At 40.3% G+C, this 17,502-nt stretch carries 15 protein-coding genes; 11 read left to right on the top strand and 4 right to left on the bottom strand.

The genetic code is table 11. From position 1 onward, the window contains the following. Nucleotides 1-189: 189 nt before the first annotated feature. Genes ACH8JV_RS14540 through ACH8JV_RS14515 form a run of 6 tightly spaced genes read left to right on the top strand, consistent with a single transcriptional unit; the run spans nucleotide 190 to nucleotide 7,027 of the window. Complete coding sequence (locus ACH8JV_RS14540) at nucleotides 190-1,152, top strand: thiamine pyrophosphate-dependent dehydrogenase E1 component subunit alpha (protein WP_001177517.1); 963 nt, start codon at nucleotides 190-192, stop codon at nucleotides 1,150-1,152. Between the two features lie 13 nt (nucleotides 1,153-1,165). Next, entirely contained in the window at nucleotides 1,166-2,185 is a 1,020-nt protein-coding gene (locus ACH8JV_RS14535; protein ID WP_001133053.1) for an alpha-ketoacid dehydrogenase subunit beta, read from the top strand. A gap of 1 nt (nucleotide 2,186) precedes the next feature. Next, the gene (locus ACH8JV_RS14530) at nucleotides 2,187-3,713 is read left to right on the top strand and encodes a 2-oxo acid dehydrogenase subunit E2 (RefSeq protein ID WP_001289739.1); all 1,527 of its coding nucleotides are present in this window, start codon (nucleotides 2,187-2,189) and stop codon (nucleotides 3,711-3,713) included. Between the two features lie 10 nt (nucleotides 3,714-3,723). Next, entirely contained in the window at nucleotides 3,724-5,127 is a 1,404-nt protein-coding gene (gene lpdA / locus ACH8JV_RS14525; protein WP_396522050.1) for a dihydrolipoyl dehydrogenase, read from the top strand. 26 nt (nucleotides 5,128-5,153) lie between these two features. Next, entirely contained in the window at nucleotides 5,154-5,939 is a 786-nt protein-coding gene (locus ACH8JV_RS14520; RefSeq protein WP_162281646.1) for an acetoin reductase, read from the top strand. A gap of 29 nt (nucleotides 5,940-5,968) precedes the next feature. Next, nucleotides 5,969-7,027: a 2,3-butanediol dehydrogenase gene (locus tag ACH8JV_RS14515; protein ID WP_031998180.1), complete on the top strand. Its 1,059-nt coding sequence runs from the start codon at nucleotides 5,969-5,971 to the stop codon at nucleotides 7,025-7,027. A gap of 47 nt (nucleotides 7,028-7,074) precedes the next feature. Here ACH8JV_RS14515 and ACH8JV_RS14510 read toward each other — a convergent pair whose 3' ends face one another. Both ACH8JV_RS14510 and ACH8JV_RS14505 read right to left on the bottom strand, forming a co-directional pair. Further along, nucleotides 7,075-7,986: a bestrophin family protein gene (locus ACH8JV_RS14510; protein ID WP_031998179.1), complete on the bottom strand. Its 912-nt coding sequence runs from the start codon at nucleotides 7,984-7,986 to the stop codon at nucleotides 7,075-7,077. Between the two features lie 69 nt (nucleotides 7,987-8,055). Further along, nucleotides 8,056-9,327, bottom strand: coding sequence for a sigma-54 interaction domain-containing protein (locus tag ACH8JV_RS14505; RefSeq protein WP_396522047.1), 1,272 nt, complete (start codon nucleotides 9,325-9,327; stop codon nucleotides 8,056-8,058). Between the two features lie 191 nt (nucleotides 9,328-9,518). Between ACH8JV_RS14505 and ACH8JV_RS14500 the strand changes: the two genes are divergently transcribed. From ACH8JV_RS14500 to ACH8JV_RS14485, 4 genes are all read left to right on the top strand, one after another. After that, complete coding sequence (locus ACH8JV_RS14500; RefSeq protein WP_272337886.1) at nucleotides 9,519-10,214, top strand: MBL fold metallo-hydrolase; 696 nt, start codon at nucleotides 9,519-9,521, stop codon at nucleotides 10,212-10,214. A gap of 9 nt (nucleotides 10,215-10,223) precedes the next feature. Continuing rightward, nucleotides 10,224-11,879 (top strand): TIGR01244 family sulfur transferase, encoded by a 1,656-nt coding sequence (locus tag ACH8JV_RS14495; protein ID WP_341767728.1) that lies wholly within the window; start codon nucleotides 10,224-10,226, stop codon nucleotides 11,877-11,879. Between the two features lie 175 nt (nucleotides 11,880-12,054). Further along, a complete protein-coding gene (locus tag ACH8JV_RS14490) occupies nucleotides 12,055-12,846 on the top strand; it encodes a sulfite exporter TauE/SafE family protein (protein ID WP_396522044.1) in 792 nt (263 codons plus the stop codon). Nucleotides 12,847-12,955: 109 nt separating this feature from the next. After that, complete coding sequence (locus ACH8JV_RS14485) at nucleotides 12,956-13,960, top strand: homoserine dehydrogenase (RefSeq protein ID WP_396522042.1); 1,005 nt, start codon at nucleotides 12,956-12,958, stop codon at nucleotides 13,958-13,960. Nucleotides 13,961-13,992: 32 nt separating this feature from the next. Here ACH8JV_RS14485 and ACH8JV_RS14480 read toward each other — a convergent pair whose 3' ends face one another. Next, nucleotides 13,993-14,910, bottom strand: coding sequence for a DMT family transporter (locus ACH8JV_RS14480; protein ID WP_396522040.1), 918 nt, complete (start codon nucleotides 14,908-14,910; stop codon nucleotides 13,993-13,995). A 166-nt stretch (nucleotides 14,911-15,076) separates the two neighbouring features. Here ACH8JV_RS14480 and ACH8JV_RS14475 point away from each other — a divergent pair, with 166 nt between their 5' ends. Next, a complete protein-coding gene (locus ACH8JV_RS14475; protein ID WP_396522038.1) occupies nucleotides 15,077-15,955 on the top strand; it encodes a helix-turn-helix domain-containing protein in 879 nt (292 codons plus the stop codon). Here the strand turns inward: ACH8JV_RS14475 and chrA are convergent. Further along, nucleotides 15,950-17,299 carry a chromate efflux transporter gene (gene chrA / locus ACH8JV_RS14470; protein ID WP_396522036.1) on the bottom strand — a complete coding sequence of 450 codons (1,350 nt, stop codon included), beginning with the start codon at nucleotides 17,297-17,299 and terminating at the stop codon, nucleotides 15,950-15,952. The two genes, ACH8JV_RS14475 and chrA, sit on opposite strands and share 6 nt — an antisense overlap. Nucleotides 17,300-17,502 lie beyond the last annotated feature (203 nt).

Here is a 17,502-nt window from a genome sequence, read left to right as displayed (position 1 = left end):
AATTTTTTAATTTTATTTTTGCGGTGTAAGCTTGTGATAAATAAAAATTAATAGCTAAAAAACTTATTTAAAACTTTTTAGTCTAATAGCATATTAAATTAAATTGAGCTTTATTATTTATAGCGAAATATATAACACTCGCTGAAACTTGGTTGATTTTTAATAATCAAGATAATAAAGGAAAAGGATATGCAATTAACGGAAGAGCAATTACTCGCAGCGTATAAACGCATGCGTGATATTCGTGAATTTGAAGATCGACTTCATGAAGAAAATACCAATGGTGATATTCCAGGCTTTATTCACTTATATAGCGGAGAAGAAGCTGTAGCAGTCGGGATTTGCGAAAACTTAACCGACAAAGACTATATCACTTCAACACACCGTGGACATGGACACTGTATTGCAAAAGGCTGTGATATTCACGCCATGATGCTGGAAATTTTCGGTAAAGATGACGGGCTATGCCGTGGAAAAGGCGGTTCTATGCATATTGCCGATTTAGATAAAGGTATGCTCGGTGCCAACGGGATTGTGGGTGGTGGGCCTCCTTTAGCAATTGGTGCAGCGTTGACAGCGAAAACTTTAAAGACTGGTGGCGTCGGACTGTCTTTTACAGGTGATGGTGGTTCAAACCAAGGCCTTACTTTTGAAGCGATGAACATGGCTGTTGTTCTTAAACTTCCTGTGATTTTCGTTTTTGAAAATAACGGTTTTGGTGAGGGAACTGGTCATGATTACGCTGTAGGAAGCAAAGACATTGCTGGTCGTGCAGCAGGCTTTGGTTTACCGGCAGTTAAAGTTGATGGTACAGACTTCTTTGCCGTCTATGAAGCCGCTCAAACTGCCATTGAACGCGCGCGCCGTGGTGAAGGTCCAAGCGTGATTGAAACCATCACAAACCGTTTTTATGGCCACTTCGAAGGTGATCCTGGCTTGATTCGTTCTAAAGAAGAAGTCGAGTTCATCAAAGAAAATAAAGATCCTTTGAAAATTTTCCGTGAGAAAGTCAAAGGCAAAATTGATGAAGCCAAACTAGACGAGATTGATGCAGCTTCAAAGGCAAATGTTGATGATGCCGTTGCTAAAGCCCGTGCTGCGGCATATCCGAAACCAGAACAACTCCTTACTGACGTCTATGTCTCTTACTAAAGGAATAGTAAAGATGCCAAATAAAAGTTTTCGTAATGCAATTAAAGAAGCCATTGAATCAGAAATGCGCCGTGATCCAACCGTATTTGTTGTTGGTGAAGATGTTCGCGGTGGGCACGGCGGTAAAAACACTGAAGAAAACCAGTTAGAAGGTTTCGGTGGTGTATTGGGCGTAACCAAAGGTTTATGGACAGAATTTGGTTCGGAACGTGTTATTGATACGCCAATTACCGAGTCTGCAATTATCGGTATGGCTGCTGGTGCTGCAGCAACAGGTTTACGTCCTGTTGCCGATTTAATGTTTATGGATTTCTATGGGGTGTGTCATGACATGCTCTATAACCAAGCCGCTAAATTCCGTTATATGTTTGGCGGAAAAGCAAAAGCACCAATGGTTGTACGTGGCATGATTGGCGCAGGTTTCTCTGCGGCAGCTCAGCATTCTCAGTCACCATATAACGTATTTGCTGCGGTTCCGGGCTTAAAAGTTGTAGTTCCATCTAGCCCATATGATGTGAAAGGGCTGTTAATTCAGGCTATTAGAGATGATGACCCTGTAGTGTTCTGTGAACATAAAATGCTTTATGACATTAAAGGCGAAGTTCCAGATGATGCATATACCATTCCTTTTGGTGTAGCAAATTACACCCGTGAAGGGACAGACGTGACCATTATTGCTTTAGGTTTGATGGTACATCGCGCTAATGAAGTGGCAGACAAACTTGCAAAAGATGGTATTTCAGTTGAAGTGGTCGACCCTCGAACAATTTCACCTCTTGATGAAGAAGGAATTTTAGAGTCTGTTGCATCGACTGGGCGTGTGGTTATTGTGGATGAATCAGCAGCACGCTGTGGCTTTGGTCATGATGTGGCTGCACTGATCGCGCAAAAAGGTTTCCACTATTTGAAAGCACCTGTTGAACTCGTAACACCACCACATACGCCTGTTCCATTCTCTCCAGTTTTAGAAAAAGAATGGATTCCAAGTGTAGAGCGTATTGAGCAAGCTGTGCGAAAAACATTGGAGGCTTAGGATGAGCGAAATTAAAACGCTGGAGATCCCGAAATGGGGATTATCCATGGAAGAAGGCACGATCGCCCAATGGTTGATTAAAGAGGGTGATAGCTTTAATAAGGGCGATGAAATTTGTGAAATTGAAACCACAAAAATCGTCAATGTGTTAGAAGCGCCTTTTGCTGGAACGCTCCGTAAAATTTTAGCGAAAGATGGTGATACTTTACCTGTTGGTGGTCTTATTGCCGTATGTGCTGATAGTGAAGTTTCTGATGCAGAAATTGAAAAGTTTATCGCATCATTAGGTGGTTCAGCAGCTCAAGCACCTTCGGAACAAAGTAAAGCGGAAACATCTGCACCTATTGCTGAGAAAGCAGAACAGCCACAGACTGTAGCAGCTAGTGCTTCAGCTCCTGCAAAGGTCGCTAAAGGTGACTATGCTGTACCCGAGTCATTACAAGGTTATCAAACATCTGATGATTTGTTTGCAACACCGCATGCCTTGAAGCTTGCAGAAAAGCACAATGTAAACTTGGCAAAAGTCACAGGTTCTGGTCGTGAAGGACGTATTAGTGTTCAAGACATCCAGAAGACTGTACAGGCTGCTGGTGGTCAGTGGCCTGATGTTAAGCAGCAAACTCAAACTAAAGTGGTTAAATCTACAGCTGATGATAGCCAAATTTTAGCGACGCCTGTAGCACGCCGTTTAGCAAAACAATGGGGCATTAACCTAAATGACTGCCGTGTTTCAGGTACTCGTGGCCGTGTCTGTAAAGAAGATGTTGAGGCAGTTTACTATCGTAATAACCCAGTGTCGGTAAGTGAACAACCTGTACAATGTGCAGCCCAACCACAATCAACCGTTACGACGGTGGCGATGAATGGGATGCGTAAAGCGATTGCTTCACGGTTACAGGCTGCAAAACGTAACGCACCGCATTTCCGTTTAGTGGTCGATCTCAACGTAGAAGCTTTGCAAAAACTACGTAAGCAGATTAATGAGACTGTTCCACAAGTCAAACTTTCTATTAATGACATGCTAATTAAGGCAGCTGCCGCCGCGCTGATTAAAGTACCAGAGGTGAATGTTCAATTTGATGAGGCGACTCAATCAATTTTACAGTTCTCTCAAGCGGATATTTCGGTGGCCGTAGCGATTCCAAACGGTTTAATTACACCCATTGTGAAAGCTGCAAATCAAAAATCGTTGGCACAAATTTCCGATGACATGCGTGATTTGGCAACTCGTGCTAAGACTGGCAAGTTACAACCTGACGAGTTTCAGGGTGGTAGCTTTAGCATTTCAAATTTAGGAATGTTAGGCATTAAACAGTTCGATGCCATTATTAACCCACCGCAAGGTGCAATTATGGCATTAGGTGCTTCGGAATCTCGCGCTGTTGTCGAAAATGGCAATGTAGTGGTTCGTGAGATTGTCACAGCGACGTTGTCATGCGATCACCGAGTTATTGATGGCGCAGTTGGGGCGAAATTCTTGGCCAGCTTTAAGCAGTTTGTTGAAAACCCTGCTTTAATTTTGGTGTAGGAGAACCCGCATGTCAGCAGCTCAATTTGATTTAATTGTGATTGGCGCGGGACCGGGTGGGTATGTGGCTGCAATTCGTGCAGCCCAGCTCGGGTTAAAAACCGCAATTGTAGAAGAGCGACATTTAGGCGGAATTTGTCTAAATTGGGGCTGTATTCCAACCAAAGCTTTGCTTGCAGGGGCAGAGCTCGCAACCCAGTTTAAACATGCCGGACAGTTTGGTTTTCAGGTATCCCAACTCGATTTTGATATTCAAAAGCTTGTGCAACATAGCCGACAAGTGTCAGCTCAATTAGTACAAGGCATCGATTACTTGTTGAAAAAGAATCAGGTCACTGTTTTTAGTGGTCGCGCTCAACTTGCAGCGAAAGAAAAAATTGAAGTGACCGATGCTCAAGGTAATAGTCAGGCTTTGAGTGCACCACATATCATTTTGGCAACTGGAGCTAAAGCCCGACATGTTCCTCAACTTCCTGTCGATGGAACATATGTCTGGAGCTATAAAGAAGCGCTTGTTCCAGAGCAGTTACCAAAAAGTTTACTGGTTGTAGGTTCAGGTGCAATTGGTAGTGAGTTTGCCAGTCTTTATCAAGATTTGGGATGTCAGGTGACCCTTATTGATTTGGCTAAACAAATTTTACCGACCGAAGATGCAGAAGTTGCTCAATTTGTTAGAAAACAATTTGAACAAAAAGGTATGAAAGTCTTAACCGATGCTGTCGTTCAAAGTATTCAGATTGAAAATGAGCAAGTCCACTGTGTGGTTGAAACGGCAAATGATGTTCAAACGCTTGTTTTTGATCGCGTGCTTTCGGCAATTGGTGTACAGCCGAATACCACAGGGCTAGGACTAGAACGTTTAGGTGTAGAACTCAATCCACAAGGTTTTGTGGCAATTGATGACTATTGTAAAACCAACGTAGCAGGGCTTTATGCCATTGGTGATGTTGCTGGAGCACCTTGTCTCGCTCATAAAGCAAGCCATGAAGCCATAATATGTGTCGAGAAAATCGCTGGTGTGGCAAACGTCCATTCACTCGACCGTAGCCAGATACCGGGTTGTATTTTTACACATCCACAAGTGGCGAGTATTGGTTTAACGGAAAATGCAGCAAAAGCTAAGAATCTACCTATACGTATTGGTAAGTTTTCTTTAACTGCAAATGGTAAAGCTTTGGCAATTGGAGATGCGTCAGGTTTCGTTAAAACGGTGGTACATGCAGAAACGGGCGAGCTGCTTGGTGCACATATGGTGGGTCATGAAGTGACCGAACATATCCAAGGATTTGCCATTGCGAAATATCTAGAAGCAACTGATGAAAGTTTAGCTCAAGTGATTTTCCCGCATCCAACATTATCAGAAGCCATGCATGAATCCATTTTGGCTTCAATGCAACGAGCGATTCATATGTAGAAATTCTACATTTACAGGAGTTGAACATGGTTAAGGGATTAAAAAATAAAGTCGCTTTAGTGACTGGGGCAGCCCAAGGCATTGGCCGTGGGATTGCCCTGCGCTTGGCGCAAGAAGGGGCACATATTGCATTAGTTGACATGAAACAAGATCGACTCAACGATGTGCAGCAGGAAATTCAAGCTTTAGGTGTAAATGCGAGCACATTTATTGCTGATGTAAGTGACTGCGAGCAAGTGTATGCTGCTATAAATCATGCTGAGCAGACACTTGGTGGGTTTGATGTCATGATTAATAACGCTGGAATTGCACAAGTTCAAGCGATTGCTGATATCACACCAGATGAATTCCAAAAAATTGTTGATATTAATATTGGTGGAGTGCTGTGGGGAATACAGGCTGCTGCCGCAAAATTTAAGCAGCGGCAACATAAAGGAAAAATCATTAATGCTTGCTCAATTGCAGGCCACGATGGATTTGCTTTACTCGGTATTTACTCGGCAACTAAATTTGCGGTACGAGCACTTACCCAAGCCGCGGCAAAAGAATATGCCAGTCACGGTATTACGGTAAATGGATATTGCCCCGGAATTGTCGGAACGGACATGTGGGTTGAAATTGATAAGCGTTTTGCTGAAATTACGGATGCCGCTATAGGTGAAACTTATAAAAAATATGTGGAAGGTATTGCTTTAGGTAGAGCCCAAACACCAGACGATGTAGCCGCATTAGTTGCTTTTCTGGCAAGTGAAGATTCGGACTATATTACGGGTCAATCCATTTTAACGGACGGCGGAATTGTCTATCGCTAAAACAACATCCTGATTTGAGGGAGATAATAATGAAAGCAGCGCGTTTTTATGACAGAGGCGATATTCGTATTGAAGATATCCCTGAACCAGAAGTCACTCCCGGCACTGTAGGCATTAAGGTAGCTTGGTGTGGAATCTGTGGTACAGATTTGCACGAATTTATGGAAGGGCCAATTTTTATTCCACCTTGTGGACATCCGCATCCTATTTCAGGTGAATCTGCGCCGATTACCATGGGACATGAATTTTCAGGTGTGGTTTATGCCGTTGGTGAAGGTGTTGATGATATTGAAATTGGCCAACATGTAGTCGTAGAGCCTTATATTGTGGCGGATGATGTACCGACTGGACCGGGCGATAATTATCATCTTTCCAAAAATATGAACTTTATTGGTTTAGGCGGTCGTGGCGGTGGTTTATCGGAGAAAATTGCGGTTAAACGCCGTTGGGTGCATCCAATTTCTAATAAAATTCCACTGGATCAGGCAGCCTTAATTGAACCGTTATCGGTTGGTCATCATGCCTATGTGCGCAGTGGTGCAAAGGCTGGTGACATTGCACTGGTTGGCGGAGCCGGCCCAATTGGTTTATTGCTTTCGGCAATTTTAAAAGCGAAAGGGCTTAAGGTCATCATTACCGAACTAAGTGCCAAACGTAAAGAAAAAGCCAAAGAGTCGGGTGTTGCAGATTATATTTTAGACCCGTCAGAAGTTGATGTTGTTTCTGAGGTCATGAAAATTACTAATGGAGAGGGTGTCGATGTCGCGTTTGAATGTAGTAGCGTTAACAAGGTATTAGATACTTTGGTTGCGGCAGTGAAACCAACAGGCGTCATAGTTATCGTTTCGATTTGGAGCCATCCAGCATCAATTAATGTGCATAGTGTGGTAATGAAAGAGCTTGATGTACGAGGCACAATTGCCTATGTAAATGACCATCAGGAGACTATTAAACTGGTCGAAGAAGGTAAAATAAATCTGGAACCTTTTATTACCCAGCGTATTCAACTTGATGATTTGATTTCACAAGGTTTTGAAACCTTAATTCATAACAATGAATCAGCCGTTAAGATTATCGTACATCCATAAATAGACACTTAAGCCTATAAAAAAGAGCGATGATTCGCTCTTTTTTATTAAAGTAAATTGTTGTCTTGGGCTTCAATAATGGGTGGTAATGGCTGTCCTAAAGAGCTTAGAGACTCTCGCTCAATCAAACGCACAATTGAATCGAGCGGTAAATCATTTTCTTGCAAACCGAAAGGTTCTTCAATTTGAGCGCTTAATGCATCTAGTCCTAAAAACATATAAGCGATTAAACCCACAATAAGCGGTGTCCAAATACCTAAAGCTGCTTCAAGGCTAAACGGTAATATAAAACAGAAACAGTAAACAGCACGATGTAAAAGTACAGAATAAGAGTAGGGTAAAGGTGTACCAGCAATTCGGTCACAACCCGCTTGAATATTACCTAGCTCAACAATATGGCGTGTCAGAGTGCCATAGATAATGTCACTAATTTCGCCGTCCTTTAGTATTTTAACTAAATCTTTTTGAATATTTTCGAGTACAAACTGCGGTGCATTAATATGCTCATTTAAATAATTAAGTGAAGAGTTATTTAAATAGGCATGCTCAAGAAATTTGGTGGGTTCGACTGTTTGTTGACGTAAACGATCACGCAACAAGTTACTAAAAATTAAGACCTGATGAATTAAATGTTCACGTTGTTCATTAGATAAAACATGGCTATCTCTAACAATATGTCTGGCATTGGCAATTAAAGCACCCCAGAGCTTGCGGCCTTCCCACCAACGGTCATAACATGCGTTATTTCTAAAGCCTGTACAAATGGACAGAATCACACCAAAGATGGTAAATCCGATCGCGGGTACAGTAGGAATTTGAATCCAATGATAATAAGAGAGCCAGACCACACATGCTGAAATAAAGACAACAAAACTCAGTGCAGGCAAAACCTTCGGCAAAATTGTTCCTTTCCAAGCAAATAATAATTTAAATACATTGCTTTTATCACGAACAATCATATAAAGCCTTTGAACTAACGAACCTAACCAAGTGCAATATGATACGCCTTAGACGAGCTAAATACCTAGCTAAAGCTTATGTTTTTGTCTGTATCGCCAAAGAGTAGTGCGGCTAATTCCAAAAATATTCGCGACCATATTTAGGTTATGATTATATTTTTCTAAAGCGGCTTGCACATTTTCTGGACTAAGCTCTGCATTTGTCTCGGGTAATTTAACGTAATCATCTGCATTTAAGAGTTCATTTGGTAAGTCTTCGATTTCAATTTCATCTTTACCATTTGCCATGGTTAAAGCATAAAGCAGAGTGTTTTTAAGCTCACGAACATTTCCTGGCCAGTCATAGTTCAATAAAACTTGCATGGCTTTTTGATTGACATGTCGAGGCATTGTATCGAGTTGGGTTGAGCTCTCTTTTAAAATCTGATCGACAATAAGAGGAATATCGACTTTTCTCTCTCTGAGTGGTGGTATGAAAATTGGAATTACGCGTAGACGGTAGAGTAGATCATGACGGAAACGCCCAGCCTTAGCCTCTTCGCGTAAAGCTTTATGTGTTGCTGTAATAATGCGGACATTAGCCTGAATTGGTTTTTCACCACCTACAGGAGTAAATTCACCTGTTTCTAACACCCGTAATAATTTAGCTTGAAGCTCTAAAGGAATCTCGGCAATTTCATCCAGAAACAGCGTTCCACCAGCGGCACGTTCAAACACACCTTTATGGTCACGAATTGCTCCCGTAAAAGCACCTTTCACATGCCCAAAGAGTTCACTTTCTAAAATATTAGAATTTAAAGCTGCACAGTTAATGGCAACAAAGATCTTATTTTTACGCTGGCTATAATCATGAATTGCTTTTGCCACAAGTTCTTTACCGCTACCAGATTCACCGCGTACGAGCACTGGAAACTCAGTAATTGCCACTCTTTGAATAATTGAAAACATACGAGTCATTTCTGGTGAACAACTATTGAAAACTTTAGCCAAGTCTTGCAATTGTTCTGTTAGCTCTACTTCATCAACAATATCATTCTCTATGCTAACGGGCTGTAGAATATGCAATTTCCCGATAATTCGATGCTCTGCGATGTAAATATCATGTTCTTGATAGATAAATCGCTTTCTCATTTTAGGAGTATTGATCTCAAGATATTGATTGTGATGGTCTTGAGTAAGCGCTGCTATGTTCTCTACAGAAATATCGTCTGTATTAAATTTAGAGTGAATTGCTTGAGTCGTTGTGTCTGCTAAAAACAGACTCGCATTTGGGAATAGAGCTTTAAGCTGCTCAAATAAAATATAAAAATCCTGTTCTAACTCAAAATTTAACTTTGCCATTATCTTTGTTTCACAATCGTTTCATTGAAACATACTTGAGTTTCAAAGGAACATCAAGCTGCGTTTGTTTTCTAACTTTAATTTTACTTGTTGTTTTAAATATTTGATTTTTATATTTATTATTTAATTTTAAATAATTGGCATCTTATTTGCAAAATATAGGAAAGAAATAAACTATTAGGATATAAATCATGTTCTTTAAGCAGTTTTTTGAAAAAGAAAGTTCGACTTATACATATATGCTTGGGTGTGAAGAAACACGAGGGGCTGTTTTAATTGACCCTGTTGCATCAGATATAGAGATTTATGCAAAAGAATTAGAGCAACATCAATTTACACTCATCTATACCTTAGATACTCATGTTCATGCAGACCATATTACCGCTGCAGATTTACTTCGTGAACGGTTTCATTGCAAATCAGTTTTACATCGAAACTCAGATGTAAGTTGCGGAGATATTTTAATTACAGATGGTTGCATGCTTAAAGTCGGCAATCTCAGTATTGAAGCACGCTATACACCAGGCCATACCAATGCTTGTACGAGTTACTTGGTTGAAAACATGGTTTTCACTGGTGATGCATTATTAATTGACGGCTGTGGTCGAACTGACTTCCAGCAAGGTAATGCAGGTACACTTTATGACAGTATTCATAAACAACTTTTTAGCCTGCCTGACGAGACTATTGTGTATCCGGGACACGATTATAAAGGTCGTCTGTCTTCAACAATTGGTTATGAACGCTTAAATAATTCACGTCTAGGTCAGAATCGCTCGCGTGAAGATTTTATTGAATTAATGAATAACTTAAATCTGCCATATCCAAAACAAATCGATAAAGCACTTCCTGCTAATCAGGCTTGCGGCTCAATTTCACAATTATAAGGTGGCAATATGGAACTTAAACGAGTTAATCAAGATTTTTATGTTGCTGGCCAGATTACTGCCAACGATATTGTAAAAATTGCAGACCAAGGAATAAAAACTCTGATATGTAACCGCCCGGATGGAGAAGGTGTAGACCAACCCAATGTGATTGAAATTGAAGAAGCAGCTCAACAATATGGTCTAAAGGTAATTTATCAGCCTGTGACCAGTGGCAAAATTACCGATCAACAAGTTGCCGAGTTTAAACAGCTTTATAAGAATGCCCAAAAACCTGTTTTAGCGTATTGCCGTTCTGGTATGCGTGCAATCAGTTTATGGGCTTTAGCCGAAGTTGCCCCACAAGATGTAGCACTGTTAGTTGAATCGGGTAACAAACTTGGTTTTAACTTAAAAGGCTTAGTGCCACGTATTTTAAAACGTGATCATGAACCAGCGACAATTCCTTGTTATAGCGTTGTGATTGTGGGCGCTGGAGCAGCAGGAATTTCTGTAGCGTCTAGTCTTTTATGTCGTGAACCTCATTTAGATATTGTCATTATTGATCCCGCAGATACACATTATTATCAACCGGGCTGGACCATGGTTGGTGGCGGTATTTTCAAACCACAAGTAACCGCACGCTCAATGACAAGTGTGATTCCTTCAAAAGTGAAATGGATGAAAGCTGCTGTTGCTGGATTTGACCCTGAGCATAATCAGATTATTTTGGAAGGATGCCAACCCATTCAATATAAAGCTTTGGTCGTCTGTCCCGGTTTAAAACTGAATTGGCATGGAATTGAAGGTTTAGTCGAAACCTTAGGAAAAAATGGGGTGACGTCTAACTATCGTTATGATTTAGCGCCGTATACATGGGAATTGGTGCAACGGCTAAAGGGTGGGAAAGCAATCTTTACCCAGCCGCCTATGCCGATTAAATGTGCCGGTGCTCCTCAAAAAGCGATGTACCTTTCAGCCGACTACTGGTTAAAGCAAGGCAAACTTAAAGATATCTCTATCCATTTTTATAACACTGGTGCTGTTTTATTTGGTGTGAAGGAATATGTACCTGCACTAATGCAATACGTTGAAAAATATGGCACTGAACTTCATTTTAACCATCAACTTGTCAAAGTAGACGGGCCTGCAAAGAAAGCATGGTTCAAAGTGGTGAATGATGAAAATGCAGCATTGGTCGAAACAGATTTTGATATGTTGCATGTTGTTCCACCGCAACAAGCGCCTGATTTTATTCGTGCAAGTACTCTTACTGATGAAGCCGGCTGGGTGAGTGTGAATCCTCAAACCCTACAACACACACAGCACGCCAATATTTTTGCTTTAGGTGATGTGATGAATGCGCCTAATGCCAAAACTGCTGCTGCGGCACGGGCACAAGCTCCGATCGTTGCGGTTAATGTTATAGCTCAGCTCAAAGGTGAACAAAACTTCTGCGAGTACAACGGCTATGGCTCATGTCCACTCACTGTCGAGCGTGGAAAAATTGTTCTGGCTGAGTTTGGCTACGGCGGCAAATTACTTCCAAGTTTTCCAAAATGGGTAATTGATGGGCAAAAACCATCTCGTTTGGCATGGCTACTTAAAGAGCAGATTTTACCACCGATTTATTGGCAAGGCATGCTTAAAGGCCGCGAGTGGATGGTCAAACCTGAGCGAGGATAAACACAGCAATGCTTTGTCCGAGCGCAAGACGAGAGCTGTGCTCGAGTGGAAGAGGATAAACAAAGCAACGCTTTGTCCTGAGAAGCGACTAAAGCTTCGCAAGAAGACAATATCTACTCACTCATTAACCAGCAGTCTACTGCAAACGATGTATATGCAATTTTAGGCTTTTAATATGTTATTACTTGTCGTTGAAGGCATTGTGATTGGCTTTTTACTTGGTCTTACCGGTGCGGGTGGTGGCATTCTTGCTGTACCCGCGCTTATGACCAGTCAAGGCTGGAGCGTGGCGCAAGCTGCGCCGATTGGGTTGTTGGCGGTTGCGCTATCTACTCTCATAGGAACCATTGAAGGCTTATTTAAAAAGATTGTTCGTTATCGTGCTGCGATTTGGATTGCCTTAATTGGTACTCCTATGGCACATATCGGCATTTTAATAGCTAACACAATTTCACCTATTTGGCTCATGTTAATGTTTAGCTTGGTCATGTTTACAGTCGGCTATCGACTTATTAGTAACCGAATTTCGGATTTTCATAACCCGCCATGTCAGATCAACCCAAGTACGGGACGCTTTATCTGGAATTTTAAAACTGGTGGTGTGCTTGCAAGCATCGGGATTATTGCTGGGCTTTTAACTGGTATGTTAGGGGTTGGAGGCGGCTTTGTAATTGTGCCCGCGCTTAGAAAAGTCACAAATTTGGATATGCATAGCATTGTTGCAACCTCACTTATGATTATTTTCCTTATTAGTGGAATGAGTATTGTGATGCATATTGCAGAGGGTTTTCACTATCCAGTAGGCATTACTAGTGCGTTTGCGCTCGCATGTGCAGTTGGTATGTTATTAGGGCGCAGAGCTATTCGTTTTATTCCGGCTGCCATTGTGCAAAAAGTCTTTGCTTTAATGGTTTTTGCTGTCGCAATTTATATGGTCATTAAGATAGTTAATCTAACAAATATCTAAGTAATATAGTATTTTAACTATCTCTGTAGTTAGCAATTTTTCAAAGATGAGATGTTAAAATTATCTTGGGAAAATTGATTTAAACCATTTAAATTTTTGAGAAAGCGAAATGAAGCGAGTTAACGTGGCAATTTGTGGTTTTGGACGGATTGGGCAACAAATTGCAGAGCTTCTTTTAAATCGATCGGCATACTATCAACAAAAATATCAAATTGATGCTCGCTTAGTAGGAGTATGCAACTCATCATCAGGTTTAATTGATCAAGAAGGTTTACAAGCTGCAAAATGGCTAGATAAAACACAATATCAAGCAGGTCTAACTGAGCAAAATTTTTTAGAACAGGTTCAAGCTGATGTCATTATTGAGACAGGGCTAAGTGACTATGTGACAGGTGGGAAAGGCTTATTTTATTTAAATTATGCTTTAACACATAGCATGCATGCGATTGCGGTATCTAAAGGTGCCTTAGTCGTAGAAGGTAAAAAACTAATTAACTTGGCGCATCAGCACAATAAAAAACTATTTTTTAGCGGTGCCACTGCTGCAGCTTTACCGACTGTTGATTTGTTTGAATATAACTTGGCTGGTTGCCAAATTTTAGAAATAGAAGGTGTGTTTACAGGTACCACGAATTTTATTTTGAATGATATGTTGCAACACAAATGCGCATTTACAGAATCTCTTGAAAAAGCTCAAGCAAAAGGTATTGCTGAACCGAATAGTTCTTTCGATGTAGATGGATGGGATACCGCTGCTAAAATTACCATACTGGCAAATACTGTTTTGGGAGCTGATGTAAAAATTCAAGATATTCCCAGACAAGGAATCAGTCACGTTACGGCTGAACATATTCGTGGTTGGAAAAAAGAAAATGTAATTCCTCGTCTGGTCGGTTTTATTCATATTAAGAATCAGCAAATTCAAGCAGGTGTTGAATTAAGGTTAGTCCCAGCAAATCATCCGTTTGCTCATCTGCAAGGTTCTAATAAATGCATTCGGGTGTTAACGCAAGAAATGGGGGAATTTGTGGTCAGTGGAGGAGCATCTGCGCCTTTAGCTACGGCAGCCGCGGCTTTAAAAGATTTTGAGTTGATGCTAAAAACGAGCTGCTAAAATTAATTATGATTTATAAAAAAAGCAGGCTTTTATGCCTGCTTCTCACAATTTTTTTGACTGCTAAATAACTTCTTTCCAATTTCAAACTTACTGAACATTAGATAGTTACCAAGTAAGATGAGTAAAATTCCAAATACAGCATTTAAAGTCCATACATATCCTTCAAAGAAAGTAGAAACTGTTAAAGCAACTAAAGGGAAGAGTAACGTGCTATATGCTGCTTTGGCTGCACCAATTCGCCCAACCAGAGAAAAATAAGCTGAAAACCCAATAACCGTACCAAATACAGCCAAGTAAAGTACCGAACTTAAAAATGGGAAATTCATCGGCGGCATTAAATCTTGTCCAGTAAATAAAGCTAGACTTAACATCACCAATGCTCCATAAGTCATGGCATAGCAATTTGTTGAAAAAATATTTAAGCCACGTTTTTGGTGTCTAACACTAATCATGTTCCCTAAAGAAAAACCGTAAGTTCCTATTGCACACAGACCGATACCCATTAATAACTGTGCATTAAATTGGCTATTAATCAGGTCATGCCAAAACAGCAAAACAATACCGCTTAGGCCCAAAAGTGCAGCTGGTGCAAAGTTTGGGGAAGGTTTCTGCTTAAAAAAGATAAGTGCATTAATGGCATTAAAGAAAACAGCCATTGAAAAAATGACAGACTCTAAACCGCTATTTACATATTTAACTGCAGTATAAAAACAAATAAAGTTTAGGCCGAAAACACAAAGGCCTTGCAGCATACAAAACAAGTGATCTTTTAAAGCAATTCGCTGTAATTTTCCTGAAAATAGTAAAACAACCCACAGTAATAAGGCTGAAATGGCAAAACGCCATAAAATTGCGACGACGGGTGTTGCATAGTGGCTTTGAACGGCAATTCCAATCCATGTTGTCCCCCAAATCAACACCACCGCAACATAGAGTAAAATATTCATAAGTTCATCCTCGATTACCAAGCTTAAGTATCTAGGAATGCTTCATTTTTCACGTATATATTCTTGTGTTGTACATGCAAGATCTTGCGTTTTTTATATGACTGAACTAGCTGAATTTTGCTGAATATGGTTAACTTAAGCTCAATGATATTCGTTTTAATTTTGCATGGCCTATCAAACTTTAGAACAGCTACAGCAATCTAAAGCCAAGCTTCACGAAACTGTGGTGCTTGATGAGAATATGCAACTTGCATTTTGGTCTAATCAGCAAGATCGTGTAAGTGTCTGTAGCGATCACCACACTCTAAGCCTATATATTCAAGATGGCTATGAAAGCTATCAAAAAACACCTGCGGGTTGGAAAAACGGCGGTGGGCCGGGGCGTTTTTGCTTATTGCCTGAGCATCAGGAGTCGACTTGGGATATACGTGGTGGGCTTAAATTTGTCCATTTGTATTATACCGACCAACATTTGCGTGATGTCGCCGAAAAAATATGGGACAAAGAACCCAATCAAATTGAACTAAACGAAGTTGTTTTTAACGATGACGAAAAGATTCGAGCGTTATATCAGTTTTTCCTATTAGATTGTGACTGGAGCGATTCAGCAAACCACTTACAAATGAGTACTACAGCCAGTTTATTGTTGAATCATTTAATTCGAAGATACAGTAGTGTTCAATGGCAACAGCCTGCCATTAAAGGAGGCCTTGCTCCTCATAAACTTAAATATATTCAGGAATGGATTGAAGGGCATTTAGACCAAGCACTCACTTTGTCAGACTTGGCAAATGTTGTGAATTTAAGCGAATACCATTTTGCTCATATGTTTAAGCAATCCATGAATATGGCGCCTCATCAATATGTCATGCAAAGACGCTTAACTAAGGCAAAAGGGTTAATTCAGTCATCTCAGCTTTCTTTACAAGATATTGCTTTGGTATGTGGTTTTAGTTCAGCAAGCCATTTAAGCCATCGCTTTAAACAGTTTTATGGCATGAGTCCTTCGCAGTTACGTCAAAGGACTCATGGCTCATTTTTATAAAAGATAAATACCTAAACCAATTAGTGCTGATGCAAAAATGACATAGAGTACATTAATGTTAAAGCGGAATAAGGCAATAAATGCAGCCACAGTAATGATCGCCGAGATAACATCAAAGTGACCGGAAAAACCGTGCGGCCATAGCACGTGATAACTAAAAAATAATGCTAGATTTAAAATGACACCGACCACAGCCGCGGTAATCGCAGTGAGTGGTGCTGTAAACTTAATTTCATTGTGTGTAGATTCAATAAAAGGACCACCTGCAAAAATAAATACAAATGAAAAGAGAAAGGTAAACCAAGTCACAATGACAGCACCGAGCGCTCCAGCAAAAAATAGATGTTCAGGCCCAAGTAATGAATGATTAACACCTCCTAAAAAACCAACAAAGGCAACCACCATAATCAGTGGACCGGGTGTAGTTTCACCTAAAGCTAAACCATCAATCATTTGCGTAGGTGAAAGCCAGCCAAAATGATTGACTGCCCCTTGATAGACGTAAGGTAAAACTGCGTAAGCGCCCCCAAAAGTGAGCAAAGCAGCTTTAGTGAAAAACCACGCCATTTGGGTATAGGAATGATGCCATCCAAAATATGCGCCTAAAGCTAAAATTGGCAATAACCATAAAGCGATTGCCACAAAAATAAGTCTGGCTAACCGTGACCAATGGAATTTAGCGTGCTCTGGTGTTGGGGTATCATCATCAATATATGCCGGACCATAATCTTTTTGACTAGCTTTATGCCCACCCGCGGAGGAAAATAGTTCTGGGTACTTTTTACTCGCTAAATAGCCAGCAATACCTGCTGATAAAACGATAAGCGGGAAAGGAAGCTTTAAGACAAAAATGGCAAAAAACGCTGCAATCGCGACGGCCCATAAAAACTTATTTTTAAGCGAACGACTACCTATACGGTAAGTTGCATGAAAGACAATTGCAGTGACGGCAGGCTTTATCCCGTAAAAAATACCTGCAATAACAGGCACATCTCCAAATTTTATATAAACCCAAGATAGCCCAATTAAAATAAATAAAGAGGGCAATACAAATAGAATACCTGCAACCAATCCTCCCGCAGTTCTATGCATAAGCCAACCAATGTAGGTTGCTAACTGCTGTGCTTCAGGACCGGGTAACAACATGCAGTAGTTCAGTGCATGTAAAAATCTTTTTTCTGATATCCAGCGCTTTTGTTCAACCAGTTCTTGATGCATCACAGCGATTTGTCCAGCTGGCCCCCCAAAGCTAATAAAACCAAGCTTGAGCCAAAATAAGAAGGCTTGCCAGAAGGTGACTTGTTCCACTGAATCATCAGGGGTATTTAATTGTTTTTGTTGCATATTATCCCCTAAAAAATAATATTAATTTTTACGTTTATGGCATAACGGAGTATGTTTTATAGCATAACAAACACAAATGTATTTTTTATGATAACCATTCAACTTTTATAGATAACTATTTATTAATTTATTGATAATCAATGAAATTATTTTTTTAACTAAAGTTATCGCTTTAAATTATTTCCAAAGCTGAAACATTTTAA

Origin of the sequence: Acinetobacter sp. ABJ_C5_2, assembly GCF_044538485.1 — a bacterium.
Lineage (GTDB): Bacteria > Pseudomonadota > Gammaproteobacteria > Pseudomonadales > Moraxellaceae > Acinetobacter > Acinetobacter nosocomialis_A.
The sequence above is the reverse complement of the archived record's forward strand: the minus strand, read 5'-3'. Positions and strand labels throughout refer to the sequence as shown.